Genomic DNA, 21,361 nt, shown 5'->3' on the forward strand with positions numbered 1-21,361 from the left:
GGTTCAGCCCCTCAGCATGCTGCTGCATGAGCTGGCGACGAACGCCAGCAAATATGGAGCCTGCAGCCGCAGCGGCGGCCGCATCCGCGTGGACTGGGCGATCAAGGACGGTCAGGCGACCCTGAGATGGCGCGAGGTTGGCGGCCCGCCCGTCAGTGCGCCGACGCGCCAGGGTTTCGGCTCTTCGCTGCAAACCAATATGGCCCGGCAACTGGGCGGCGCCTTGAGTCGAAACTGGGCGAGTGAAGGATTGGAGGTGGAGATCGTCTTCCCTCTGGAGCCCCCGTCGCCGGTCGCATGAGGGAGGGTGTGGCGCCCCACCCCCGTCCGCGCTAGGTCAGGCCCATGCCGACCGCCCTCTACATCGACGCCGACGCCTGCCCGGTGAAGGAGGAGGTCTATCGCGTGGCCCGGCGTTATGGGCTGAAGACCTATGTGGTCTCCAACAGCTGGATTCAGATCCCGCGCGAGGCCCTGATCGAACAGGTGGTGGTCGACGCCGGGCCGGACGTGGCCGACGACTGGATCGCCGAGCGCGCGACCGTCGGGGACGTGGTGATCACCGCCGACATCCCCCTGGCCGACCGCTGTCTGAAGTCCGGCGCCCAGGCGCTGAAGTCCAACGGCCAGGCCTTCACCCCGGACTCGATCGGCTCGGCCCTGGCCGGGCGGATGGTGGGCGAGCATCTGCGGTCGATGGGGGTGGCGACATCCGGTCCGCCGCCGTTCTCGGCCGCCGACCGCTCGCGCTTCCTCCAGGCCCTGGACCAGGCCGTGGTCAAGGCGCGCCGGGCGACGACATGACGACCATCCCCGAGGACGAGCTGGAGTTCCACTTCTACCGCGCCGGCGGACCGGGCGGCCAGAACGTCAACAAGGTCTCGACCGCCGTCCAGATGCGGTTCGACGTCAAGAACTCGCCCAGCCTGACCGAGCCGGTCAAGGCGCGGCTGATGAAGCTGGCCGGCAGTCGGCTGACGCTCGAGGGGGTGATCCTGATCACCGCCGTCCGCCACCGCACGCAAGAGCGCAACCGCGCCGACGCCGTCGAACGGCTTCAGGCCATGGTGGACGAGGCCTCGATCCGCCCGGTCTTCCGCGTCCCCACCCGGCCGACCAAGGCCTCGAAGGAGCGCCGGCTGAAGGCCAAGACCAGCCGCGGTTCGATCAAGTCGGGACGCGGCAAGCCCTCGCTGGACTAGATCAGCGGCGCGGCGGGCGTCCGCCCCCCCGTCCCACAGGCCCCGACTGCATCGCCGTCTTGGGCAGGCTCTCCAGCGTCAGGACTCCGTCATGGTCCTGGTCCAGCAGGACGAACCAGCGCTCGCCTGCGGCGGTCCATTCCTCGGGCGTGATCTTCTGGTCGGCGTTGCGGTCGGCCGCCCGCACCGGCTGGGGCACAGACAACAGGCCGGCGCGGGCCAGGCGTTCGGTCCCGCCGCGATAGGCTTGCTGACGCGGGCGCGGGGCGCCGCCGCCCGGACCGCCGCCCTCCTGGCCTCCGCCCATCGGCGGACCTGCCTGGTCGGCGTCGCCCGAGACGTCCCCCAGATTCATCCGGCCGCCGTCCGGCGCGGCGCCCGGGCCGCGCCCCCGACCGCCGCCCCGACCGCTGCCCTGACCACCGTCCTGACCGGGCATGTCCATCGCGCCCAGGGCCGCGAAGGCCGCATCGACCGAGCGTTCATAGGCGCCGATCTCGGCCGGGCCGATGACGCCGTCGCCGTCCAGATCCAGTTTGGTGAACCACAGGTCGCCGTCGGCGGCGAACTCCTCGGCGGTCAGTCGGCCGTCGGCGTCGACGTCGGCGACCGCGAACCAGGCCGCGACCGGATAGGGCTCGCCCGGCTGGGAGACGAACAGTTCGCCATAGGGGCTGACGAAGATCTGGGCCCGTTCGGGCGGTCCGCCCTCGCCGAAACCGGCGGGACCGCCGGGCGGACCTTCTCCGCCGCGAGGCCCGGCGGCGCAGGCGCACAGACTGGCCAGCAACCCGAGGCCGGCGAGCGAATATTTCATGGCTGAAACCCTGGCTGGACGGAAAAACGCCGTCTGTCCGGGCTCTAGCGCATCAGCTTGGCCTTAGCGTGGCCCCCCAAGCCTCCTACCCTCTACCTTCAGCCCTCGACCGGACGGAACCGCAGTCCGGCGATCCGATCCTCGGGATCGAACAGGATCATCCACTCCGTCACCTTGTTGTCGAAGGTCAGGCGGAACAGATGGGCGTCGCCCTCCGCCTGCAGGAATTCGACCGTCCGCAGGGCGCCGAAACTCTTGATCAGGGGCGTCACCTCCGGCGACAGCTGACGCATCCGCCCCGCCAGGTCCGGCGTGAACACCGAATAGTCGAAACCGGCGCCCTGGACCGCGGCGATCACGCCGCGCAGCGCCTCTTCCGACCGGGCGACGTCCGGGGCCTGAGCCTGGGGAACGGAAGCCTCCACCGCGGGGGCCTGCACGGGCGCGGCCTGCCTGGGGGCCTGCCCGGATGGGGCGCCGTCGAACGCATTGGGCACCATGCCGGCGACGACCTGGCCCTGAGCGGAAAGAGGAGCCGCCAGCAGGGCGGCGGCGAAAACCGTCTGGATCAGGGTCGTCTTCATGCGAAGGCTCCGGTCAGTGCAGATAGGGCCACAGCGAAAGGCCCAGGGCCGTCAGGGCCGCAAGCACGGCCACCGTGACGGAAGCCGTCACCCAAGCCGGGGTTCCCGACTTTTCAATGACCACCGCCGCCGGACGCGGCGGCTCCTGCACCAGGCGCGAGATGGCCCGGGCCGCCGCGATCATCTCGTTCAGGGCGTCGCGCGCCTGGGCCTGCGGCCCCAGCTCGCGGCGGATCCAGCGTTCGACCACCGGCTGGGCCGCCTTCCACAGGTCGTGGTCGGGCTGCAGCCGGCGCGCCACCCCCTCGACCGAGACCATGGTCTTCTGCAGCAGGATCAGTTCGGGCCTCAGCCGCATGTCGAACAGGGCGGTGATCTCGAACAGCTGGCCCAGCAGCCGCCCCATCGACACCTGGCTGGCGGCGCGGCCGATCACCGGCTCGCCGACGGCGCGCAGGGCCTGGGCGAAGGTCTCGACCGAATGATGAGCGGGGACATACCCGGCCTCGAAATGGACCCGGGCGATCCGGTCGTAGTCGCGGCTGATGAAGCCCCACAGGATCTCGGCCAGATAGCGTCGCTCGGCCGGTCCCAGCCGCCCGACGATGCCGAAGTCGATGGCCGTCAGATGGGCCGGGGCGCTGGCGAACAGATTGCCCTCGTGCAGATCGGCGTGAAACACCCCGTGGTCCAACGCCTGAACCAGGAAGGCCCGCACCACATTGTCGGCCAGCAGATCGCTGTCCAGGCCCGGCAGGTCCGCCAGGGCCGGATCGGTCATCGGCACGCCGGGCGCCCATTCCAGCGTCAGCACCCGCTTGCCCACCCCGTCCCAGATGACGGCGGGGGCCGACATATAGCCGTCCTTGGCCAGGACATCGGCCATCTCGCTGGCCGCCGCCGCCTCCAGCCGCATGTCCAGCTCCAGATCCAGCGAGTTGGCGATGGTCTCGACGAAGGCCTGTGGCTCCAGCCGGCGCGCCATCGGAACCAGCCTCCACACGAGGGCGGCGCCCAGCCGCATGGCGTCCAGACCGTTGGCGACCCGGCGCTCGACCCCCGGCCGCAGCACCTTGACCGCCACGGCCCGGCCGTCGGCCAGGGTGGCCCGGTGCGCCTGGGCCAGGGAGGCGGCGGCGACCGGCGGGCTCAGGTCGGTGAACAGGCTCTCGACCGGCCGACCCAGGGACTTCTCGATCTCGCGCCGCGCCTCCTCCTGCGAAAAGGGCGGCAGGGCGTCCTTCAGCCGGCCCAGGTCGCGCGCGAACTCCAGGCCGAAGATGTCGGCGCGGGTGGCCAGGACCTGGCCCAGCTTGATCGCCACCGGCCCCAGGTGTTCGAACGCCTTGCCCAGTCTCTGGCCCGGCCGCCCCCGGCGCCCTTCGCGCGAGGCGAACATCTGCACCAGCCGGGCGAAGGGCCGGGCCCAGACGGGCAGCAGGGGCGTGACCTCGCGCGGGATCAGGGCGTCGTGCCGCGCCAGCACCCCCAGCCAGCCGAGCAGGCGCAGGAAGGCGATCACCGGATTCTGCACCGCCACGGTCGCGGGCGGCGGCGGGGCCGTGCGATAGATCCGGCTGGTCAGATCGCCCACCCGTGATGGATGGCGGCGATCCCGCCCGACAGATTGGTCACCGAGACCCTGCGGAATCCGGCGTCCTCGATCAGGCTCTTGAACGCCGCCTGGTCGGGGAAGCGGCGGATGCTCTCGACCAGATACTGATAGCTGTCGCGGTCCTTGGCGACCCAGCCGCCGATGCGCGGAATGGCGTGGAAGGACCAGGCGTCGTAGATCTTGCGGATCGGCCCGGTCGTCGGACGCGAGAACTCCAGGCACAGGAACCGGCCGCCGGGCTTCAGCACGCGCCGCGCCTCGGCCAGGGCCTTGTCGATATGGGCCACGTTGCGGATGCCGAAACTGATCGAATAGGCGTCGACCGAGGCGTCCGGCAGCGGCAGGTTCATCGCGTCCCCGACCGACCAGCTCATCTCCGGCTCCCCGCCCTTGTGCACCCCGGCTAGGATCATCTCGGCGTTATAGTCCAGCACGATAACCGTGGCGTCGTCCCCGCCCCGCCGCGCCTGGGCCGCGCGCGCCATCTTGGCGTAGCGCCGCGCCATGTCGCCGGTGCCGCCCGCCACATCCAGGATGGTCTCGCCCGGACGGGGGTTCAGCTTGGCGGCGGCGATGTCCTTCCACACCCGGTGGACGCCGACGCTCATCAGGTCGTTCATGACGTCGTAGTTCGAGGCCACGGAATCGAACACCCCGCGCACCATCTTCACCTTCTCGCGCGCGTCGACGTCGCGGAAGCCGAAAGAGGATCGATCGCCCGACGAATGCGGGCCGTGCGGGGAGGCGTCGGTCATGAGCGACGGTCTAGCGCGTCGATGCGTCCCCGTCATCCCGATCCGCGCCTTCTCAGGCGGCTTCCGGCCTCGGCAGGTCCAGATCGTCCATCACGTCGCGCATCAGGCCGTAACAGCCGCACGACGCGCCCTCCAGCCCGTCGCGGTCCAGCACCTTGACCCAGCCCCGGCCGCGCTGGATCAGGTTCTTGGTCTCCAGCACGGTCCCGACCTCGGACACGGTGGCGCGACGCACCCCCAGCATGCCGGCGATATCGGCCTGGGTCAGTTCGAACCGGTCGTCCTCGGCCCGGTCGTGCAGCATCAGCAGCCAGCGCGCCAGTCGCTCGTCCAGCCGGTGCTGGGCGTTGCAGGCGGCGGCCTGCTGCACCTGGGCCATCAGCCCCTCGGTGAAGCGCGACAGGGCCTGGCGCATGCCTTCGCTCGCGTCCAGGGCCTCACCGAACACCTCGGCCGCGCAGCAGGCGGCCACGCCGTCGCGCTGGGAGATGGCCCGACTGGCGGCGCGGGCGTTGAACGGGCCGCAGGTGACCCCGACCAGGCCCTCGCGGCCGATGGCGGCGGTCTCGACCATCTTGTCGTCGGGCAGGACGGTCATCAGCGACACCACCCCCTTGATCGGGAACCAGACCTGATCGACCGCCTCGCCGGCGTCGTACAGCATCTGGCCGCGCGTGATCTCGCGCGCCTTCAGGTGGGGCTCGATCTTTCGGCGGTCTTCCGCATCGAGGGCGGCGATCCACAGATTGTCCATCCTACTCATCCTCCCATTCAGACACACGGCGACGCTTTCAGGCCCTCAACGTCAAAGCGTCGCCATATGTTCCGCGACCCTTTCAGGGCCGTTTCTGGGCGCTTGCCGCCGTCCTCCGGGCGCCTTACGCCGGAAGAAAAGAGAGGAAACCGATGACCGACGCCACGCTTGACCCGACGGAAACCCTGAAGGCCCTGCCGGCCTGGCGCGCCGCCGACGGCGACCGTCCGGCCCTTTTCCGCGCCCTCCGCTTCGCCGATTTCAACGCCGCCTTCGGCTTCATGACCCGCGTCGCCCTGATGGCGGACAAGATGGATCACCATCCCGAATGGTCGAACGTCTACAATCGGGTCGAGGTGTTGCTGACCACCCATGACGCCGGCGGGGTGACGGACAGGGACGTGACCCTGGCCCGCTTCATCGACGCCGTCGCCGCCGAGATGGGCCCCGCCGAGAAGGGAGCCGCCGCATGACCGCCCTTTCCCGCCCCGGCCGCGTCGCCGGCAAGACCGTCCTGATCACCGGCGCCGCCGGCGGCCTGGGCGAGGCCATGGCCTTGATGATGGCCCGCGAGGGCGCCCGCCTGGCCCTGACCGACATCGCCGGCGACCGCGCCGCCGCCCTGGCCGAGCGGATCAACGCCGAAATCCCCGGCGCCGCCTTCGCCTACGCCCACGACGTGGCCAGCGAGGCCGACTGGCAAAAGGTGATCGCCGCCGCCGTCGCCGACCTGGGCGGCCTGTCGGTCCTGGTCAACAACGCTGGCGTCGGCGGCCCCCTGGCCTTCGTCGAACAGGACACGATCGACAACTGGCAGCGTCAGTACGAGATCAATCTGCGCTCGATCATGCTGGGGGCCAAATACGCCATGCCCCATCTGCGCGCCGCCGCCCCCGCCTCGATCGTCAACATCTCCTCGATCGCCGGCCTGGTCGCCGCCCCCGGCATGGGCGCCTACAACGCCACCAAGGCCGCCGTCTGGATGTACACCAAGACCCTGGCGCTCGAGGCCGCCAAGGCCGACTGGAACGTCCGCTGCAACTCGGTCCATCCGGTCTTCATCAAGACCCCGATCCTGGACCCCTTCATCGCCCTGGCCGGCGGCGACGAGGCCAAGGCCCACGAGCGCCTGACCCGCGGCATCCCGCTGAAACGGATCGGCGAGCCCGACGACGTGGCCTACTGCGTCCTCTACCTCGCCTCCGACGAGTCCAAGTTCGTCACCGGCTCCGAGTTCAAGATCGACGGCGGCATGACCGCGCAATAGGGCACATGCGCCCTATTGCTTTGTTTTCGGGGCCTACCGCGCTTCGCGCTACATGAGGCCGAAAAGTCCCCGCGCCTGTCGCCGGTGGAGGTGGTCGAAGACGGTCATCGGCCCCTGATCCGCGTATTCGGGTTGAGGCCGCTGTCAGCTTGCTGTAAGCGGCCCTTTCGGCGTCACGCCGCAGACGCACCCGTAGCTCAGCTGGATAGAGTACTGCCCTCCGAAGGCAGGGGTCAGAGGTTCGAATCCTCTCGGGTGCGCCACTTCGGTTTAAAACCGAGAACTCCGCCAGCGGCGGCGTAACTCCCACCATCGCTAGACGCCAAGGCCCGCAGAAGCTCCGTTCGTGAGCCGATGATCCGCGCCTCGCCATTTCCGGTTCAGTCTCAGCCCGCGCGACGTCGAAGAGGTGTCGGCCCGGCGCGGGATCGACATCACCTACGAGACCATCCGCTGCTGGACGAAGAAGTCTGGCCCGCTGATCGCCCGACGGCTGAGGAAGCGAACCGGAAACTGAGCGAGGGGGAAGATCGCTATTTGGCAGGAAGAGTGAAGTAGAAGGTCGATCCCTTGTCGGGTGCGGACTCCAGCCAGATCTCGCCGCCATGCCGGTTCACGATCCGCCTTGTAATGGCCAGACCGATGCCCGAGCCTTCGAACTTGCCGCGCTCGTGCAGTCGCTGAAACATGTCAAAGATTCGCTCCGCATGCTTCATATCCATGCCGATTCCGTTGTCCTGAACCGAGAAAATCCAGCTTCCCTTTTTGGACTTGGAGGTGATGGTGATCCGGGGCGGGGCATCGCTACGGAACTTGATGGCGTTCGTAAGCAGGTTCTGGAACAGCTGCCGCAACTGACCCGCGTCGCCGATCACCACCGGAAGGTCCGAGAAGGTGATGGTGGCGCCGGTCTCGTCGATCTTGGTCTGAAGAACCTGGACAACGTCGGCCACGACCTCATCGACCGTCACAGGCGCGAAGGGCGCGCCCTGAGATCCGATCCGCGAGTAGGATAGGAGATCGCAGATCAGCTGTTGCATCCGCCGGGCTCCGTCGCCGGCGTAGTGGATATATTTGTCGGCCTTCTCGTCGAGCTGTCCGCGATAACCTTCAGCCAGAAGCTGGGTGTAGTTGCTGACCATCCGCAGCGGCTCTTGCAGGTCGTGCGACGCAATATAGGCGAACTGCTCCAACTCGGCGTTGCTTCGCTTCAGTTCATCTTCGTAACCCTTGCGCTCGGTGATATCGATGATGGAGGCAAGGGTGAACAGGCCTTCAGGCATGGTGATCGGCGACAGTCCGATTTCGACCGGGATCTCCATCCCGTCCTTGCGACGGCCATACAGATCGCGGCCGGCGCCCATGGCGCGCGTCTCGGGGTTGGCGAGGAAACCCTCGACATGGGCGGGGTGTGAAGCTCGTGCGTTGATCGGGACGAGGATTTCGATGGGTTGACCGATCAACTCGTGGGCGCAGTAGCCGAAAGTCGTTTCGGCCGTGGCGTTCACCAGCTGAATGATCCTGTGGTGGTCGACCATCAGCATCGCGCTGGAGGAAGCGTCGATCATCAGACGCAGGCGTCTTTCCTGCAGTTCCAGCGCTTGGTTTCTGTCTCTGATGGTTTCGTGCATCCGCTGCAGGGTTTCAGCGAGCACGCCCACCTCGCCCGTGCGGTCGCGGGGCAAAATGAGATCGCCCTTCTGGAGGAAGGCGCGGGCGGCGTCGGTGACCTGGACCAGGGGTTGCGAGACGGTGCGAGCGACCAGCATGGCCGCCAGGGCTCCGGCGAGGCCGGCCGCCAAGGCGGCCACCAGGATGACGTTACGCGCCTGGGTCGAGATCGCCGTCCCGGACGACGGCGCCATCGAGATAACCACCATCCTGCCCCCTCCCGGCAGAACCACGGGGGCTGCGGTCACGATGATCTTCTCGCCGTTGGGGCCCGACAGCCTGTGCGTCCTCGGGCTTCTCGTACCGGGCAGGCCCGCCAGCGTAGGAAAATCGTCCTGTAGGCGAGCGGCCGGACCGAATTGAAAGGCGAAGTCTCGCGAAGGGTCCGGGTGGAGAAGGTAGTGTCCCTGGGTATTCACGATATAGCTTCGGCCGGGATATCCCAGATTTCGAATTCGGTTCAGCGTGGGCGCCATATCCACATTGATGATGGCGATGCCGAGTGGTCGACCGTTTCGTCCGTACACAGGCGTAGAGGCTCGAAGCACGGGTACGATCGGGTTCTGTTGTATAGTCCCCTTGTCCACGTTCAGATCGACATCGGACATATGTATCCTGCCCGGCGGCAGGACGATCGTCTTCTGGAAAAAGTCTCTGTAGCCCTTCCTCTGCATTTCCGCCTGCGATGCGACAACAACGTCTCCGCCGCCCTGCGCCTGGTTTATCCGTACAAGTTCCCGGCCGCCGTCGCGGACTCCGATCGCGCGGAGCTCCAGATAGTGTGGCTTGGCGAGAGCCTCGGCCTTGAACAGCCGCTCGGTTTCCGCCACCAGCTCGAGGGGGGGGAGCCCCCCAGCCGGCGTCGCCTCCATCAATTCGGCGATCGGCGCTCCGCGCATCAGGACGACGAGGTCCTGCCGTAGGGTTTCGATCTTGCGATTGACCTGGTCGGCCAGGCGCGTGGTTTCAACCTGTCTGGTCTGCTGCTCGATTTGGAACAGGGTGCTTTGAATGCCGAGATTTACAGCAAGGCCGGTCACGGCCGCGCTGACCAGCGCGATCGCGACCGTGGCGACGGTGAAACGCTTGGCGATATTCATCGTGGATATACGCCCGCTGCTGTCTTTGTCAGGAGAGTTTGTTTTCTTGGATGTGAACTGAACTCGAAATCTATTTGGAACTGCGAGGCCTGGCTTAGGCTTAGTGTTCGGGTCGGCTACAATGTCGTTCGAGCATGCCCAAATGGATGTCGGCCCGGACTGATGGCGCCGTTTTCATGCGATCAACTTATGACGTCCGTGATGAGGTCAGATAGCGCGACCGCCAGGCTGGCCATCGCGACCGGCTTGGTCAGATAGTAGTTCGCCCCCCTGAGCTTGGAGCGGATCGCGTCCGCGTCCGCCACGGACGAGGTCAGGACCGCCAGGGCGCAACCTGAAATCGGTCGAACGGAAAGTTCCAGCAAGAGGCTGAAGCCATTCTTGCGGGGCATGTGCAGGTCAATGATCGCGAGGTGAGGAGGCGCGCGCCCTTCATCGATCATTTCCAAGGCCTCCACGCCGTCGCGCGCCCTGCGGATGACGCCGACCCGAGGGTCGCGCATCAAAACCTCTGAGATCAGGTAGGCGTCGGCGTCATCGTCCTCGACCAATAGGACTTGCAACAGCGAGCCCTCGGTCGCCGGCTGGAGCATTTCGGGGCGGTAGTCCTGCGGGTCGATGCACAGATCCAAGCTTGCCATGGTCTAGCTCCTTACAACCAGTTGGCGAATTACTCCATTAATACGCAACTCCATTTCATCAAACGAGTCTGGCTTGACCATGTAGCGCATGATGTCCGTTTCATGAGCGCGCTCGAGGTCGTGCGGGTGGCGCGAGGTCGTGAGCATTACCACCGGCGTGCGCCTCAGCCACGGCACCTGTCTTAGCGCCTTCAGGAAGGTGAAGCCGTTGACCTTCGGCATGTTCAGATCAAGGAGCACCAGGTTCGGATGGAAGCCTCTCTTCGCCAGACGATACAGGGCGTCTTCCGGCGTGAGGGAAGAAATCACATCCCGGACACGCGGATGACGGCGGAGAATTTCCATGATCAGCGCCGTGTCGGCGGCGTCATCATCAACGGCCAATACATCCAGGCTCCACGGCAGTTCCGCCCTTCTGGACGTGCCGTCACAAGGCCCCGCCCAACGTTCGGCGGACGATGTCGTCAGCGGTAAGGTCGTCAGGTCCATTAGCCGGCTATCGATACAATCATCGTATTGATGACAAGCATTCATCATTGGTTTGGATAGTTAAGATTTGAATAAAAGCATTTCTCCTAGAAATAAACCCTCTACGAAGTTTGATTATAAGTAAACTTACTTACGGTTTATCCGCAAATGTTTGCTGCACTGCAAAATGAAAATGGGTGGTACAATTATTTACAGAATGTGGGCACCATCACACCTCTACGCGCCATGGTTTGTGCAGTTGGGAGGGTGAGCTGTGAGTGAGCGCCAAATGAGCCAGATCGGCACAGACTTCAATGAGCAATGGTGTTCGACTGCGAATAGCCAGGCAGACGAGAGACATCGTGTTTCTGAACTTGAGGCTGAGCTGGCTTCATTCAGCTACATCGTCTCCCATGACTTGCTGACGACGCTTCGCCACGTGAAAGGTTTTGTCGGCCTGCTCGAGCGCGAGCTGCCCGCCGGGCTTTCGGAGCGTCAGCGCAACTTCATCGACCGCATCAACCAGGCGGCGGACACAGGTCAGGCGCAGGTCGAAGGATTGGCGGGCTATTCTCGTGTTCAGCAGCAGCCGCTCAGGCCGATCTTGACCCCCGCTGACCCTGTCTTGGCGGCGGCCTGGTCCAACCTGGGAGAGGAGGCTCGCCGGCGCGGCGCCGAACTGTCGCCAGACCCTCTGGGCGAAGTGGTCATGGACCCCAAATTGGTCACCCAGGCCTTCGAGCGCGTGCTTGACAATGCGATCCGGTTCACGCCTGAGCACGTGCGGCCGCTGGTCGTGGTCAAGCGGATCGCAGATCCCGACGATTGGGTGCTCCATGTCAGCGACAACGGCGTAGGTGTCGAACAGCCGCAGCGCGAGAAGGTCTTTGAGATGTTCCATCGCCTGAACCCTCGTGATCCCAACGCGGGGGCCGGCGTCGGACTGACGATCGCGAGGCGAATCTTCCGGCGGCTCGGAGGCGATGTTCGGTTAATCGACTGCGCCAGCGGGACCTGTGTCGAAATGCGGCTGCCCCAGCGCGCGTCCAGTAAAGCGCGAGGTTAGATCCCGATGTCGCCCCTGAGACTGTGTCTGATCGACGATGACCCAGCAGAGTTGGCGCTGACTCAGGAGTTGCTTCGCCAGGCGATACCCGACGTCGATATTCACATTGAATGCGACGCGAGGTTGGCTCTACAGGCCTGCGAAAATCAGGCGTTCGACTGCCTCATCATCGACTACAACATGCCGTTCCTGGACGGCCTGACATGTGCGCAGGAGTTGCGCGGCGCATTCCCCTATTTGCCGATCGTGCTCAGCACCAGTTTCGGCGACGAGGTCCTGGCCGCGAACGCCCTGACCAGCGGGGTGACCGACTATATTCCCAAGTCGCGCATGACCCTGGAATCGCTTCGCCGCGCCGTTGAACATGCAGTCCGCGTGACCAAGCAAGCCCGTATCATCGACGAGCAACGTGAAGAGTTGGAGAACTTCGCCTATGCGCTGGCTCACGACTTCAAACAGCCTATTCGACAGATCAGGACGTTTGCGACCCTGATTACCGAGGCCATAGAAGGGGGGCGGTCTTCCGACACGCTGAATCATCTGGCCTTCATGAATGGCGCGGCCAAGCGTTTAGCGGATCTCGTCGATGTCATGTCCCAATACACCTTGCTCGGGAAGGCTCCGACGTTCGAGGCGATCTCCGTGAACAGGGTGCTCGACGGCGTCCGTGCGTCGCTGGCGCCTTATCTGGAAGAGCGCTGCGGCCGGATCGTCGTTTCGCCCGCACCGAGCATACTCGGAAACGACGCCATGATGACTCAGGTTGCGCAGAACATCATCGTAAACGGTTTGAAATATAACAAGAGCGAAGCGCCGACGGTTATTGTGACAAGCTATGTTGATGGCGACAGATGTGTCATGAAATTCGAAGACAACGGGATAGGTATAGAGTCTCGATATATAGAGGATATTTTCAAACCTCTGACCCGGCTTCATAACAGTAGCGAGTATACAGGCAGCGGTCTGGGCCTGACTCTGGCGCGGAAGGCCGTGCTGGCTCAGAACGGTGAAATTTGGTGTGAGTCGGAGCCGGGCAAAGGGTCGGCCTTCCTCGTAAGTCTTCCGTTGCCGCCCGCGCAACACGCCAATAGCGAGGAGACGGAGGAGAGAGGGGTTGCGCCATTGACAACGTAGGCGGGACGTCGGACTCATTATCGACGACCGGTGAATTTCGATTTTCGATGTCTGGTCGCGGTGCGGCGTCGAGCCGCGCTAAGGATAGGAATATGGCTGTGCCGATCAAAGTTCTGCTGGTTGAGGACAACGAAGCCGACGCCTTTCTCACCCAAGAAACCCTCGAGGCGGGGAAGCTTCATGTTCAAATAGCCACGGCGGTCGACGGGGTCATCGCGATCAAGCATCTGAGGGAGGCCGTAGACTCGCCCGACGGCTTGCCAGATCTCGTGCTTCTGGACCTGAATCTGCCGCGCCTGGATGGGCGCGAAGTGCTGAAGACCATCAAGTCCGACCCTGCTCTGCGCCACATACCTGTAGTAATGCTTACGTCTTCGGATTCGGAGCGGGATATCGTGAAGAGCTACCAACTCGGTGCGAACTGCTACGTCACCAAGCCGGTCGGTCTGGAGTCGTTTCGGGCGATCGTGAACTCCATCGAAGAGTTCTGGTTTACAGTCGTCCGGCTTCCCTAGGTCATGGCGCGTTTCCGACCTATGCGGCCCATGCCACGGCGGCAGAATAGTTCTCGGCTTCGTCCACGGCGGCGCGCCACTTCCCCCAGTCAAAATTCGAACGGCCGTCCAGCCTGCGCCGCATCGCGCGTCGTCATCTAGATTTACCGACTGCGCGAAGTCGGCCCTTCATCATGAGGCCGTTGCGCATATTGAGGCTGAGCAGCGTGATGTTGACCGCGCCTGCCGCGAGTTCGATCACCTGGATCGCGTAGAAGACGCCGTCGAAGGACGCCGCGCCGGCTTTGGAAGCCAGGAAAAGCGCGGACGGCATGAGGATGAGAACGCCGTTCGCCCCGATCAGCGGCATCCGTCTGATCTTGGTTCCGACAAGGCCGCCCCGGCGGCCCTTGGCCAGGGCGAAACCTGTTCCCCCGGCCAGGGCGATCGCCGGCATCAGCAGCAGCAAGCCCCACGGGATTGCAGTCTTGACCGCCACGACCATGGCTTCGGAGCCGAAGATCTCGCTAAAGACCGTCGAGAGCCAAAAGATGCTGATCGTGACAAGGGCGACGCCGCCCGCGAGAGGATGGATTAGCTTCGACATGACCCGCGCCCTCCCCGAGCTCTAGGCCGCGTCTGAGATGCGGGATCAAGAGAGCGAAACGGCGACATGACAGCCTGCACTCCAATTGGCATGATAGTGTCAACTAGAGTGGGTTATTGACATGATGATGTCAATACGCCCTCATGGCGCGATACTGAGGTCCCGATGCCGCGAACCCCTTCTGCAGCCGCCCTGACGCGGTTGATGCTCGACCTGTTCAGGTTCAACAGCCTGGCCGTGACAGCCGGCGACCGGCTGGTCGCGACGCTCGGTTTGACGAGTGCGCGCTGGCAGATGCTCGGGGCCATCGTCGCCGCCGAGCGTCCGCAGCCGGTGGCCTGGCTTGCGCGTGATCTGGGCGCCAACCGCCAGAACGTGCAGAGGATCATCAACGATCTGGAACGCACGGGGCTCGTCGCTTTCGCCCCGAACCCCCATCACAAGCGGGCGCAGCTCGTCGTCTTGACGGACAAGGGCCGGCGCGCCTTTCAGTCGGCGATGGAGCTACAGGAACCCTGGGCGAACGCGCTGGCGGAGGGCGTCGAAACCAGGGACCTCGAAACCGTACACCGGGTGATCCTGACGCTGCGCCGGAAACTCGAAGGCGACGAGGCGTCGACGGACGCGACTCCGGCACAGGGCTCCCGCAAGTAATTGCGATGATTGCGCGAGACGGTCAGCCCAATATGACGGCGAGAGCCCACCAAGCCAGGACTGACAGGGCGACGACAACAGGGATGGCGACCGCCGCGCGGCGCGAGCCGGGATGTTTGTGGCGGATGTCGGGTCCGGTGTGGAACATGATCAGTCCTCGCTTGGTCTCTTAACCAAACGCTCGACCAGCCGCGACGATCCCGTCCAGCCGCGTCTTCAACGCCGCATCGTCCAGCCCCGCGATCTCGATCATCTTCAGCCGCGACTGACCGCCCCGCGCCAGATCGACCGAGGACCGCGACACCCCCAGGGCCTTGGCGAGGAATTTGATCAGGGCCGTATTGGCTTCGCCGTCCACCGGCCGGGCGCGCAGCCGCACCTTCAGCACGGGCCGGCCCTCGGCGTCCACGTCCCAGCCGTCGATCCGGTCGCTGGAGGCGCCGGGCTGAAGCTTGACGGGCAGTCGGGCCAGGGGATCAGCCGGCGGCGCGCCGGCCGCCCCGGTCGGAGCCGTCGACGGAGGTGCGATGATCGGCGATCCGCCACACCACTTCGACCTCTCCCACGTCCAGGCTCGGGGTCGCCCGCTCGACGCCGTTGTCGTCGGCGAATTCCACCAGCAACCCCGTCTCGCCGAGCGTCATCACGACCGTGCCCCGGTCGCCCTTTTTCAGGCCCAGGTCCGGGCGATCCGTCAGAAGAGCCACGACATCGAGTTCTTCAGCCATCGTCGTCATTCCACCATCGCCGTGGTCAGGCGAGGTGCGCCATCCAGTCCGACGATCCAGCCGCTGCGTATCATCGCCGCACGACCCCGATATTCTAGCATGAAGCGCACCCGGTACAGAGTCCCGAACGCGGTCTCGCCGACCGGGACCGCATCCGCATCCCGCGCGGCCTCCAGAAGTCGGCGCTTCAGCAGCGGCGCATCAGCCAGGGTCAGACCCAGCGCCGCCGCGAAGACCCGGGCCTTGTGCCGACCCTCGGGGTGGTGAACCGACAGGCAGTAGGCTTCGATTTTTCCATCCGGAACAACCGCGCGCTCACCGCCTGGCAGTTTCATGAAGCCTCAGCCCCCAAGCCTCAGCCTCAGCCCAGGGCGGCCATCAGCTCCGGCACGGCGGTCTTGTAGTCGGCGACCAGCCCATAGTCCGCGACCTGGAAGATCGGGGCGTCCGGGTCCTTGTTGATGGCGACGATGGTCTTGGAGTCCTTCATGCCCGCCAGGTGCTGGATCGCGCCCGAGATGCCGATGGCGATATACAGGGCCGGGGCCACCACCTTGCCGGTCTGGCCGACCTGATAGTCGTTGGGGGCGTAGCCGGCGTCGACTGCGGCGCGCGAGGCGCCGATGGCGGCGCCCAGCTTGTCGGCCAGGGGCTCCATCACGGCGTGGAACTCGTCGGCCGAACCCAGGGCGCGGCCGCCCGAGACGACGATCTTGGCGGCGCCCAGTTCGGGGCGGTCCGACTTGACCATTTCGTCCGAGACGAAGCTCGTCTTGGGCGCATCGGCGCCGGCGACGCTCTCGACCGGGGCGGACCCGCCCTCGGCGGCGGCGGCGAAGGCCGTCGGGCGCACGGTGATCACCTTCTTGGCGTCGGCCGACTGGATCGTCTCCAGGGCGTTGCCGGCGTAGATCGGCCGCACGAAGGTATCGGCCGAGACCACTTCGACGATGTCCGAGATCGGGGCCACGTCCAGCTTGGCGGCGATCCGGGGCGCGAAATTCTTGCCGTCGGTCGAGGCCGGGGTCAGGATGGCGTCGTAGCCGGCGGCCAGCGGCAGGACCGTGGCCTCGACGGCCTCGGCCAGCACCTTGCCCAGGCCGGCGCTCTCGGCCAGCAGCACCTTGCGCACGCCGGCGATCTTGGCCGCGCTGTCGGCGGCCGCCTGCGCGCCCTGCCCGACGACCAGGACGTCCACGTCGGACGACAGGGCCAGGGCGGCGGTCACGGTCTTGTGGGTGGTGTCGCGAACGGTCGAACCGTCGTGATCGGCGATGACGAGGACAGCCATATTACAGCGCTCCCGCGGACTTGAGCTTGGAAACCAGTTCGGCCGCATCGGCCACCTTGACGCCGGCCGACCGCTTGGGCGGCTCGGCGACCTTCAGCACCTTCAGACGGTCGGCGACGTCGACGCCGTAATCGGCGACCGCCTTGACGGCGATCTCCTTCTTCTTGGCCTTCATGATGTTGGGCAGGGAGGCGTAGCGCGGCGTATTCAGCCGCAGGTCCACCGTCACCACCGCCGGCAGTTCGGCGGCCAGGGTCTGCAGGCCGCCGTCGACCTCGCGCGTCACCGTGGCCTTGCCGCCGTCGATGGCCAGCTTGCCGGCGAAGGTCGCCTGGGGCCAGTCCAGCAGGGCGGCCAGCATCTGGCCCACCGCATTATTGTCGCCGTCGATGGACTGTTTGCCCATCAGGACCAGGTCGGGCTTTTCTTCCTCGACCACCGCCTTCAGCAGCTTGGCGACCGCCAGCGGCTCCAGGTCCGTGTCCGACTGGATCAGCAGGCCCCGGTCCGCGCCCATGGCCAGGGCGGTGCGGATGGTTTCCTGGGCCTGGGTCACGCCGATGGAGACCACGACGATCTCGGTGGCCGTTCCGGCGGCGTGATGCTCCTTGCCTTCCTTCAGACGAACCGCCTCTTCGACGGCGATCTCGTCGAAGGGATTCATGCTCATCTTGACGTTGGCCAGGTCCACGCCGGACTGGTCGGCCTTGACGCGGGCCTTGACGTTATAGTCGATCACCCGTTTGACGGGGACGAGAACCTTCATGGGTCTATCCGTGAAATCGCCTGAATGCAGGGGCAGGACATGGAGCGGTCGCGAAGGCCTGTCAACGTAACGCGGGGTCAAGCTCCCGTGCAAAATCCCGCCCAACGGACCCAGAGATGAAGCGCTTTCTGACCTTTCCCCGCCTGTCCATGATCTTCTTCGCCCTGTTCGGCGTCGTGGTGGCGGGCATTTTCGTCTTTCAGGACTATTGGGTCGCCCCGGGCGAACGCTGCGAGGCGGCGGGCAAGTGGTACGACATCGAACACCGTATCTGCGCCCAGCCCATCTCCATCGCCCAGATCACCGGCCGCCCCAACGGCGTCTCCCGCGCCGAGGCCTCGGACGAAAAGAATCGCGAACTGATCCGTATCGAGGACGAACTCGCCGCCCAGGACCGCGCCCTCGCCGCCGAAATCACCCGCCAGAAGGCCGCCCTCGCCGCGGCCCGACCGGCGAACTAAAGCCCCTCCCTTTGCTTTCGTCATTCCGGGCGAAGCGTAGCGAAGACCCGGAACCCAGCGGCGCGCGAGAGCGCGAACCTGTCGCGGATTCGATCTTCAAACATGGTGCGGCGGATGGATTTCGCCTTCGGCGCCGCTGGGTTCCGGGTCTTCGGGCCAAGCGGCCCTTCGCCCGGAATGACGAAAGAGGGTGATCAATCCTCTTCCGGCGGCGTCCAGTTCGGATCGGTCGTTTCGTACCAGTCCGCCGCCAGATCCCGCCAACCGGGGTTCAAATCCTCGATCAGCTTCAGCTTCCAATCCCGCTTCCACCCCTTGATCCGCTTCTCGCGCGTGATGGCGTCCACAACCCACACATGTCGCTCGAACCAGACCAGCCGCGTGCAGCCGTTCTCCTTGGCGAAGCCTTCGAACGTCCCGTTTCGATGCTTCCACGCCCGCGCCACAAGGTTCGACGTCATCCCGACATACAGCGTTTGGTTCCGTCCGCTCGCCATGATGTAGGTGGCGACAAAGGTGCGATGGGTCGCCATGCACACAACCTACACCATATGTAATCTTTCGTCATTCCGGGCGCAGCGCAGCGGAGACCCGGAACCCAGCGGCGCGCGAGAGCGCGAACCTGTCGCGGATACGGTTTTTCAATAGTGTGCGGCGGATGGATTTCGCCTTCGGCGCCGCTGGGTTCCGGGTCTTCGGGCCAAGCGGCCCTTCGCCCGGAATGACGAAAGAGAGAAGGACGAAAGGACGAATGACGAAAGGGCGTTACGCCCCTACCGCGTCGCCCCCGGCTTCCACTTCACGTCGTTGGCCCCGTTCGCATTGGCCCGCCTGCCCGCCACGAACAGATGATCCGACAGCCGGTTCAGATACCGCACCGCCGCCCCATTGACCTCGGCCCCCGCTTCGACCAGCCGCACCGCCTCGCGCTCGGCGCGGCGGCACACCGTGCGGGCCACGTGCAGGTGGGCCGACAGGGGCGAGCCGCCCGGCAGGATGAAACTGTCCAGCGGCTTCAGGCTCTCGTTCATCCAGTCGATCTCCTGCTCCAGCCGCTCCACCTGGCTGTCGAGGATGCGCAGCGCCTCCCAGGCCGGCGGCGGGTCCAGCGGCGTGGCCAGGTCGGCGCCCAGGTCGAACAGCTCGTTCTGGATCCGGGCCAGCATGGCGTCGATCCGGTCGTTCTGGCCGCTGTTCAGCCGCGCCACCCCGATCACGGCGTTCAGCTCGTCCACCGCCCCATAGGCCTCGACCCGGCGGTCGGACTTGGACACGGGCGCGCCCGAGGCCAGCCGCGTCTGGCCCCCGTCGCCGGTCTTCGTATAGATCTTGTTCAGCGTCACCATGACCGGGCCTCCGCGCCCCTCAAGATCCGGTCGCCTTCCAGATCATCCCCCCGACCAGCAGCAGCACCGCGACGGCCTGCAACCCGACCCGCCAGCGCATCAGCCTGTTGGAATGGCTGCGGGCGTAGTCCCCGCCCCGGAACAGCGAATAGAGGCCGAACCCCAGCGTCACCGTGACAGCGGCGATGGCGGCGATCACCAGAATGTCGAACATCTGCATGCGGCCAGTCTAGGCCCGTCCGCGCCTCGGGTCGCGCGGAATTTGCCGTTCCCCCCGTAAAGCTAAGCCATTGGTCATCATTGGTGTTGCAATCTGTGCGGCATGACTGACCGCGTCGTTCGCAATCTCGAGCATCTCAGGGGCTCGGCCTCCACCGCCCGGGTGCTGAACCTGCTGCGCGTGTGGGAGGAGAACGGCGACAGCCGCGCCGACGGCGCCGTGCGCAATCCGGACTGGGCCGCACGGCCGATCTTCCGCACCCCGGTCCTGAACCGCGCCCTGATCATCAAGCACCGCTTGCGGCGCAACGAGACCGACCTGTTCACCGGCCGACGCCAGGTGGCCACCAAGGTGGTCATCCCCATCGACGACGAGGACCTGAAGACCGGCGGCCGCTATGTCTTCGTCAACCAGATCGGCTTCGAGCGGATGATGGCCGAGGCCTTCGGCGTCGCCCCGACCCATCCCGACATCGAGACGCTGCGGCTGATCGACAAACTGCCGTCGCTGGATCCCTTCCTGCTGCGCGAGCAGCTGCGACGCGGCGGTCTGGACCCGGCGCCCTGTTATTTCTCGATCAGCGACAGCGACCTGCAGCGGATGCAGGCCTTCGTCCACGGCGAGATCGAGCCCCTGGTCACCCTCAGCCTCGGCGGGGACACCGTCGCCGTGGCCTCGGAGTCGGCGGCGCGGATGGCGGCCAAGATCCTGTCCAACACGCCCGGCGACCAGCTGGAGGCCCTGCGCCAGACCCTGCGCCTGGCGCCGGAGCAGTATCAGGAGGGGGTCTTCTGCTGGAAGGGCTTCCTCTACTACAAATGGACCCTGTCGACCCTGCTGGGCGAGGTCGCGGTCGTCGCCGAGGCGGTGCGCACCATCAAGCCGACCGGCAAGGTCGACCGCCCGGCCCGCGAGCATCTGGACCGCAGCCGCGCCGTCCTGCGCGGCCGCATCATCCGCACCTGCGACGAGGTCAGCCGCACCCTGCGGGTCTATGACGACGCCTACGCCCGCCTGACCCAGGAGGGCCGCCCCACCGCCTTCCGCGACTTCCTGCTGGACGCCCCGTCGATGTTCGCCAAGCTGGGCGACCAACTGGGGGCCGTGCAGCATATCGTCAGCTACTGGCGTTTCCGCTTCCGCCCCGCCGCCCATCCGCCGGGGGTCGAGGAGCTGATGGACATCTTCATGGACTTCGAGACCGGCCTCCTCGGCCGGGGCGAGAGCCCCGACGACCTCGCCATCATGGCTGCCTAGTCGGGGCCGCCTAATCAGGGCCGCCTAAAGCCGGCGCACGCGCGGCCCCTCGCTCCGGTCGTTCAGCATCAGGTCGGTCACGGCCCAGACCAGGGCGTCGGCCCGGTCCCAATGGCCCTCGTCCGGCGCGTCGTCCTCGGCCGCCCCCAGGGCCATCAGCTCCTCCTCCAGGGCGGCGAAGTCTCCAGCGTGCCGCACCCGCCCCTGTTCGTACAGGGCCGCCACCGCGACGGCTGATAGACCGGCCCCCGCCACGGCCCAGGCTCCAGGCCCCGCTCCCCGTCCGGCCCGGCGAGGGTCCAGCGCGGCAGGCTCATCACCCCCGACGGCCCCTCGATCATCACCTCGCGCACGTCGTGCAGGGTGGCGCCGATCAGGGCCAGCCGCCCGCCCGGCCCCAGCCGCTCGGCCATGTCGGCGATCCACGACGCCCCCGCCAGCGTCTTGCCCGCCCCGCGCCCGC

Annotated in this window: 29 protein-coding genes, 1 tRNA gene and 3 pseudogenes; 13 read left to right on the plus strand and 20 right to left on the minus strand. The window is 66.0% G+C overall.

The annotated features are described in order from the left end of the window. The 3 genes and pseudogenes from H2037_RS16100 to arfB all read left to right on the plus strand — a co-directional run. Positions 1–301 (plus strand): annotated as a pseudogene (locus H2037_RS16100) (histidine kinase); the annotation flags it as partial. Positions 302–345: 44 nt separating this feature from the next. Then, the gene (locus tag H2037_RS16105; protein ID WP_292124006.1) at positions 346–804 is read left to right on the plus strand and encodes a YaiI/YqxD family protein; all 459 of its coding nucleotides are present in this window, start codon (positions 346–348) and stop codon (positions 802–804) included. Further along, on the plus strand, positions 801–1,202 hold the full coding sequence (gene arfB, locus H2037_RS16110; RefSeq protein ID WP_292124008.1) for an alternative ribosome rescue aminoacyl-tRNA hydrolase ArfB: 402 nt from the start codon (positions 801–803) through the stop codon (positions 1,200–1,202). The genes H2037_RS16105 and arfB overlap by 4 nt, the downstream gene beginning before the upstream one ends. A gap of 1 nt (position 1,203) precedes the next feature. Here arfB and H2037_RS16115 read toward each other — a convergent pair whose 3' ends face one another. The 5 genes from H2037_RS16115 to H2037_RS16135 all read right to left on the minus strand — a co-directional run bounded on the left by H2037_RS16115 (position 1,204) and on the right by H2037_RS16135 (position 5,727). Next, complete coding sequence (locus tag H2037_RS16115) at positions 1,204–2,019, minus strand: EF-hand domain-containing protein (protein WP_292124010.1); 816 nt, start codon at positions 2,017–2,019, stop codon at positions 1,204–1,206. A gap of 98 nt (positions 2,020–2,117) precedes the next feature. Continuing rightward, the gene (locus H2037_RS16120) at positions 2,118–2,603 is read right to left on the minus strand and encodes a hypothetical protein (RefSeq protein ID WP_292124012.1); all 486 of its coding nucleotides are present in this window, start codon (positions 2,601–2,603) and stop codon (positions 2,118–2,120) included. 13 nt (positions 2,604–2,616) lie between these two features. Further along, positions 2,617–4,197 (minus strand): 2-polyprenylphenol 6-hydroxylase, encoded by a 1,581-nt coding sequence (gene ubiB / locus H2037_RS16125; RefSeq protein ID WP_292124013.1) that lies wholly within the window; start codon positions 4,195–4,197, stop codon positions 2,617–2,619. Continuing rightward, complete coding sequence (locus H2037_RS16130) at positions 4,185–4,973, minus strand: class I SAM-dependent methyltransferase (RefSeq protein ID WP_292124015.1); 789 nt, start codon at positions 4,971–4,973, stop codon at positions 4,185–4,187. The genes ubiB and H2037_RS16130 overlap by 13 nt, the downstream gene beginning before the upstream one ends. Positions 4,974–5,025: 52 nt before the next feature. Beyond that, a complete protein-coding gene (locus H2037_RS16135; protein ID WP_292124017.1) occupies positions 5,026–5,727 on the minus strand; it encodes a Crp/Fnr family transcriptional regulator in 702 nt (233 codons plus the stop codon). A gap of 152 nt (positions 5,728–5,879) precedes the next feature. Between H2037_RS16135 and H2037_RS16140 the strand changes: the two genes are divergently transcribed. The 4 genes and pseudogenes from H2037_RS16140 to H2037_RS16155 all read left to right on the plus strand — a co-directional run. After that, entirely contained in the window at positions 5,880–6,200 is a 321-nt protein-coding gene (locus tag H2037_RS16140) for a 4a-hydroxytetrahydrobiopterin dehydratase (protein WP_292124019.1), read from the plus strand. Continuing rightward, positions 6,197–6,994, plus strand: coding sequence for an SDR family oxidoreductase (locus H2037_RS16145; RefSeq protein WP_292124020.1), 798 nt, complete (start codon positions 6,197–6,199; stop codon positions 6,992–6,994). The genes H2037_RS16140 and H2037_RS16145 overlap by 4 nt, the downstream gene beginning before the upstream one ends. 186 nt (positions 6,995–7,180) lie before the next feature. Beyond that, positions 7,181–7,257 (plus strand) — tRNA-Arg (locus H2037_RS16150). A 113-nt stretch (positions 7,258–7,370) separates the two neighbouring features. Continuing rightward, positions 7,371–7,493, plus strand: a pseudogene (locus H2037_RS16155) (IS6 family transposase); the annotation flags it as partial. 34 nt (positions 7,494–7,527) lie between these two features. On the opposite strand, the gene H2037_RS16160 reads toward H2037_RS16155, so the two are convergent. The 3 genes from H2037_RS16160 to H2037_RS16170 all read right to left on the minus strand — a co-directional run bounded on the left by H2037_RS16160 (position 7,528) and on the right by H2037_RS16170 (position 10,895). Then, positions 7,528–9,765, minus strand: coding sequence for an ATP-binding protein (locus H2037_RS16160; protein ID WP_292124022.1), 2,238 nt, complete (start codon positions 9,763–9,765; stop codon positions 7,528–7,530). 182 nt (positions 9,766–9,947) lie between these two features. Further along, positions 9,948–10,397: a response regulator gene (locus H2037_RS16165; protein ID WP_292124024.1), complete on the minus strand. Its 450-nt coding sequence runs from the start codon at positions 10,395–10,397 to the stop codon at positions 9,948–9,950. A gap of 12 nt (positions 10,398–10,409) precedes the next feature. Beyond that, complete coding sequence (locus H2037_RS16170) at positions 10,410–10,895, minus strand: response regulator (protein ID WP_292124026.1); 486 nt, start codon at positions 10,893–10,895, stop codon at positions 10,410–10,412. A gap of 268 nt (positions 10,896–11,163) precedes the next feature. Here H2037_RS16170 and H2037_RS16175 point away from each other — a divergent pair, with 268 nt between their 5' ends. From H2037_RS16175 to H2037_RS16185, 3 genes are all read left to right on the plus strand, one after another. After that, positions 11,164–11,940 (plus strand): ATP-binding protein, encoded by a 777-nt coding sequence (locus H2037_RS16175; protein ID WP_292124028.1) that lies wholly within the window; start codon positions 11,164–11,166, stop codon positions 11,938–11,940. Positions 11,941–11,946: 6 nt separating this feature from the next. Further along, positions 11,947–13,074: a hybrid sensor histidine kinase/response regulator gene (locus tag H2037_RS16180; RefSeq protein ID WP_292124030.1), complete on the plus strand. Its 1,128-nt coding sequence runs from the start codon at positions 11,947–11,949 to the stop codon at positions 13,072–13,074. Positions 13,075–13,166: 92 nt separating this feature from the next. Continuing rightward, positions 13,167–13,589: a response regulator gene (locus tag H2037_RS16185; protein ID WP_292124032.1), complete on the plus strand. Its 423-nt coding sequence runs from the start codon at positions 13,167–13,169 to the stop codon at positions 13,587–13,589. Between the two features lie 133 nt (positions 13,590–13,722). Here the strand turns inward: H2037_RS16185 and H2037_RS16190 are convergent, their stop codons facing one another. Next, positions 13,723–14,067, minus strand: a complete 345-nt coding sequence (locus H2037_RS16190; protein ID WP_292124034.1) for a hypothetical protein — start codon at positions 14,065–14,067, stop codon at positions 13,723–13,725. 312 nt (positions 14,068–14,379) lie between these two features. Between H2037_RS16190 and H2037_RS16195 the strand changes: the two genes are divergently transcribed. Further along, entirely contained in the window at positions 14,380–14,829 is a 450-nt protein-coding gene (locus H2037_RS16195; protein WP_292124036.1) for a MarR family winged helix-turn-helix transcriptional regulator, read from the plus strand. Between the two features lie 22 nt (positions 14,830–14,851). Here the strand turns inward: H2037_RS16195 and H2037_RS16200 are convergent, their stop codons facing one another. From H2037_RS16200 to H2037_RS16225, 6 genes are read right to left on the minus strand one after another with little or no spacing between them, the layout of a single operon-like run. Then, the gene (locus H2037_RS16200; protein ID WP_292124038.1) at positions 14,852–14,977 is read right to left on the minus strand and encodes a hypothetical protein; all 126 of its coding nucleotides are present in this window, start codon (positions 14,975–14,977) and stop codon (positions 14,852–14,854) included. A 21-nt stretch (positions 14,978–14,998) separates the two neighbouring features. Next, positions 14,999–15,301 (minus strand): DUF167 domain-containing protein, encoded by a 303-nt coding sequence (locus H2037_RS16205; protein ID WP_292124057.1) that lies wholly within the window; start codon positions 15,299–15,301, stop codon positions 14,999–15,001. A gap of 4 nt (positions 15,302–15,305) precedes the next feature. Beyond that, the gene (locus tag H2037_RS16210; protein ID WP_292124040.1) at positions 15,306–15,557 is read right to left on the minus strand and encodes a DUF4926 domain-containing protein; all 252 of its coding nucleotides are present in this window, start codon (positions 15,555–15,557) and stop codon (positions 15,306–15,308) included. Between the two features lie 5 nt (positions 15,558–15,562). Continuing rightward, positions 15,563–15,892, minus strand: coding sequence for a DUF6883 domain-containing protein (locus tag H2037_RS16215; RefSeq protein WP_292124042.1), 330 nt, complete (start codon positions 15,890–15,892; stop codon positions 15,563–15,565). A 26-nt stretch (positions 15,893–15,918) separates the two neighbouring features. Beyond that, positions 15,919–16,848 carry an electron transfer flavoprotein subunit alpha/FixB family protein gene (locus tag H2037_RS16220; RefSeq protein WP_292124043.1) on the minus strand — a complete coding sequence of 310 codons (930 nt, stop codon included), beginning with the start codon at positions 16,846–16,848 and terminating at the stop codon, positions 15,919–15,921. Between the two features lies 1 nt (position 16,849). Further along, positions 16,850–17,614: an electron transfer flavoprotein subunit beta/FixA family protein gene (locus H2037_RS16225; protein WP_292124045.1), complete on the minus strand. Its 765-nt coding sequence runs from the start codon at positions 17,612–17,614 to the stop codon at positions 16,850–16,852. A 116-nt stretch (positions 17,615–17,730) separates the two neighbouring features. Between H2037_RS16225 and H2037_RS16230 the strand changes: the two genes are divergently transcribed. After that, a complete protein-coding gene (locus tag H2037_RS16230) occupies positions 17,731–18,075 on the plus strand; it encodes a hypothetical protein (protein WP_292124047.1) in 345 nt (114 codons plus the stop codon). Between the two features lie 194 nt (positions 18,076–18,269). Here the strand turns inward: H2037_RS16230 and H2037_RS16235 are convergent, their stop codons facing one another. The 3 genes from H2037_RS16235 to H2037_RS16245 all read right to left on the minus strand — a co-directional run bounded on the left by H2037_RS16235 (position 18,270) and on the right by H2037_RS16245 (position 19,641). After that, entirely contained in the window at positions 18,270–18,608 is a 339-nt protein-coding gene (locus H2037_RS16235; RefSeq protein ID WP_292124048.1) for a GIY-YIG nuclease family protein, read from the minus strand. A gap of 240 nt (positions 18,609–18,848) precedes the next feature. Continuing rightward, positions 18,849–19,421 carry a cob(I)yrinic acid a,c-diamide adenosyltransferase gene (locus H2037_RS16240; RefSeq protein WP_292124050.1) on the minus strand — a complete coding sequence of 191 codons (573 nt, stop codon included), beginning with the start codon at positions 19,419–19,421 and terminating at the stop codon, positions 18,849–18,851. Between the two features lie 19 nt (positions 19,422–19,440). Next, positions 19,441–19,641, minus strand: a complete 201-nt coding sequence (locus H2037_RS16245; protein WP_292124052.1) for a twin transmembrane helix small protein — start codon at positions 19,639–19,641, stop codon at positions 19,441–19,443. A 102-nt stretch (positions 19,642–19,743) separates the two neighbouring features. Between H2037_RS16245 and H2037_RS16250 the strand changes: the two genes are divergently transcribed. Beyond that, entirely contained in the window at positions 19,744–20,898 is a 1,155-nt protein-coding gene (locus H2037_RS16250; RefSeq protein ID WP_292124054.1) for a hypothetical protein, read from the plus strand. Between the two features lie 24 nt (positions 20,899–20,922). Here H2037_RS16250 and H2037_RS16255 read toward each other — a convergent pair whose 3' ends face one another. Together H2037_RS16255 and H2037_RS16260 are read right to left on the minus strand one after the other, a co-directional pair. After that, the gene (locus H2037_RS16255) at positions 20,923–21,054 is read right to left on the minus strand and encodes a hypothetical protein (protein ID WP_292124056.1); all 132 of its coding nucleotides are present in this window, start codon (positions 21,052–21,054) and stop codon (positions 20,923–20,925) included. Next, positions 21,054–21,361, minus strand: a pseudogene (locus tag H2037_RS16260) (hypothetical protein); the annotation flags it as partial. The gene H2037_RS16255 and the pseudogene H2037_RS16260, both read right to left, overlap by 1 nt.

Source organism: Brevundimonas sp. (assembly GCF_013912065.1).
Taxonomy (GTDB): domain Bacteria; phylum Pseudomonadota; class Alphaproteobacteria; order Caulobacterales; family Caulobacteraceae; genus Brevundimonas.